The organism is Hydrogenivirga sp. 128-5-R1-1 (assembly GCF_000171895.1).
This window is the reverse complement of sequence record NZ_ABHJ01000126.1, coordinates 1-2,412: the sequence shown is the minus strand read 5'-3', so window position 1 is coordinate 2,412 and position 2,412 is coordinate 1. Positions and strand designations below refer to the sequence as shown.

Annotated in this window: 3 protein-coding genes and 1 pseudogene; all 4 read left to right on the top strand. The window is 25.5% G+C overall.

Going from position 1 to position 2,412, the window contains the following annotated elements; translation table 11 throughout:
- Nucleotides 1-414, top strand: a pseudogene (gene rfaE2, locus HG1285_RS18325) (D-glycero-beta-D-manno-heptose 1-phosphate adenylyltransferase); the annotation flags it as partial.
- A complete protein-coding gene (gene pgsA, locus HG1285_RS04400; RefSeq protein WP_008288643.1) occupies nt 398-961 on the top strand; it encodes a CDP-diacylglycerol--glycerol-3-phosphate 3-phosphatidyltransferase in 564 nt (187 codons plus the stop codon). The pseudogene rfaE2 and the gene pgsA, both read left to right, overlap by 17 nt.
- Nucleotides 962-1,068: 107 nt before the next feature.
- Nucleotides 1,069-1,359, top strand: coding sequence for a hotdog domain-containing protein (locus HG1285_RS18320; RefSeq protein ID WP_008288642.1), 291 nt, complete (start codon nt 1,069-1,071; stop codon nt 1,357-1,359).
- Nucleotides 1,352-2,317: an ATP-binding protein gene (locus HG1285_RS04405; protein ID WP_008288641.1), complete on the top strand. Its 966-nt coding sequence runs from the start codon at nt 1,352-1,354 to the stop codon at nt 2,315-2,317. The genes HG1285_RS18320 and HG1285_RS04405 overlap by 8 nt, the downstream gene beginning before the upstream one ends.
- The last annotated feature ends 95 nt before the right edge of the window (nt 2,318-2,412 follow it).

Here is a 2,412-nt window from a genome sequence, read left to right as displayed (position 1 = left end):
AAGGAAAAAAATAGTCTTTACAAATGGGTGTTTGATATTGTACATGCTGGTCATGTAGATTATCTTGAAAAAGCAAAAAATTTTGGAGATGTACTTATAGTTGGATTAAATTCTGATGAGTCTGTAAGAAGGCTGAAAGGAGAAAACCGTCCTATAAACCCGCAAGAATACAGGAAAAAAGTACTTCAGGCTTTAAAACCTGTTGACCTTGTTATAATTTTTGATGAGGATACACCAGAAAGGCTTATAAAAGAAGTTAAACCTGATGTTTTAGTAAAAGGTGGAGATTACACTATAGACAATATAGTTGGTGCTGATTTTGTCATGTCTTATGGAGGAAAAGTTTTTACAATAGATTTTGTATATGATGTTTCAACATCAAAAATAATTAAAAAAATTGGAGAAAAAAATTAAAATAGGAATTCCTAACTGGCTTACTATATTAAGGATATTTTTAGTGCCTTTTTTCATTATTTTCATTGGATATAACAAACCTTTGTATGCTCTTCTCGTATTTATTCTGGCAGGTATGACTGATGCACTTGATGGCTATATTGCACGGAAACTAAACCAGATAACAAACTTAGGTAAAGTGCTTGACCCAATAGCTGATAAAGTACTTTTGGTTTCAGCTTTTATTTTCATTTATAATTCAAACTTTGAGATAAAGTTCCCATACTGGTTTGTTGTTCTTGTTATAAGTAGAGATATTTACTTGGTTGCTGGTTCAACATTGATTTACTTTTTTAAAGGTTTTGTGAAAGTTAAACCTTCTATCTTTGGAAAAGCAACAACATTTTTACAAATTTTAGCTGTAATTTCAGTACTTATTGTAAATATTTTTTTACTGCCTGCTGAATATCTTATATACTTAGATTATATTATTTATACAACTGCATTTTTTAGTATTTTATCTGCTGTAGATTATACTTATAAAGGTTTATCCCAACTTATAGGGTGAAATATGGAAATAAAGACACATAAAAAAATAAATAAAACATTATCAGGAGAACCTATTAATTTAGAAGAAGGAAAACAGCATCTGTTTTACTTAGAACAACTGACGATATGATAGCTGATGAAAAAGGTTTAATTCACGGAGGATTTATATTTTCATCAGCAGACTATTGTGCCATGATTACCGTAAATCACCCTAATGTGGTTCTTGCAAAATCTGAAGTGAAATTTCTAAAACCTACAAAAGTAGGAGAAAAAATTTTATTTAAAAGTAATTTATTAGAGAAGAATGAGAACAAATACAAAATTGAAGTTATAGGATATAATGAAAATAAAAAAGAAATATTTAAAGGTATTTTTTACTGCGTAATTACAAAAAAACATGTTTTAGATTATGAGTGAAAACTTTTACATTTCAGGAAGAAATAAGGTTGTAAAAGAGATATTAGAAGGTTTTTTAGATACAAAATTTTTTGGCGCTATTTACGGAAAATCATTAACAGGTAAAACTTTTTTTGTAAAAAATTTTTTAGATAATCAGTATATAAACTACTATTACATAGACTTACTTAATCAAAATTTAATAGCTGAGCTTAACGATTTGGTGGTTGACGAATATACTGTTTTAATAATTGATAATGCCCAATTGTTAACTGAAGAAGAGTTTAAAAATGTTTTAGATACCTATAACCAGTATAAAAATTTATCCATTATACTGATAGGAAATGAAGAATTAAAAAACAAAATAATAAAAGGAGAACTTAAAAAATTTATTAATGCTTTTAATTTTATCCTTGAATGGAAAGAACTTGATTTTAAAGAGTTTAAAAAATTTTTAAAAGATTATATGTCAGAGAAAAATATAAGTATCACTTTTACAAAAGGAGCCTTAAAAGATTTTTATAAAAAATCAGAAGGGAAAATAGGGAAAATAGTTTATTTACTGTATAAGTATAGAAATAAAAAATTTTTGTACAAATTTAATAAGTCTTTGTTTTTAGGAATTTCTTTAGGAATATTATTCTTAATAGGTTATTTTTATATTCAAGAACTTAAAAATAATAAAAATGAGCCGAATATTGGAAATATAGAAAAAAATAAAGAAAAAATAGTAAAAAATGTGCAAAAAAATGAGATAAAGTACAGCTATCTATACGATAAAAAAAATAAGGAATGCTATAACTTTTTAGATAATTATTATTTAATAAAGTGGTTTGAAGGAAATAAAGAAAATTTTAATAAGAAATTACCTTCTTCAAAATATGTTTATTTTGTATATTTAGGAGTTTTTAAAAACAAAAATAATGCAGTGAGAATGTATAAAAAAATAAAAGAAAATACAAATACGAGCCAGAAATAGCTAAAGATGTGGAAAAAGGATATTATAAAGTAAGATTGAGATTTTATAATGAAATGAAGCTAAAACCGCTTTAAATACAATAAAGAAAGACTTGA

What these genes read in the sequence shown, in the direction of transcription:
- HG1285_RS18320 (WP_008288642.1), top strand. Translation starts at nt 1,069, where the DNA reads ATGATAGCTGATGAAAAAGGTTTAATTCACGGAGGATTTATATTTTCA.
- HG1285_RS04405 (WP_008288641.1), top strand. Translation starts at nt 1,352, where the DNA reads ATGAGTGAAAACTTTTACATTTCAGGAAGAAATAAGGTTGTAAAAGAG.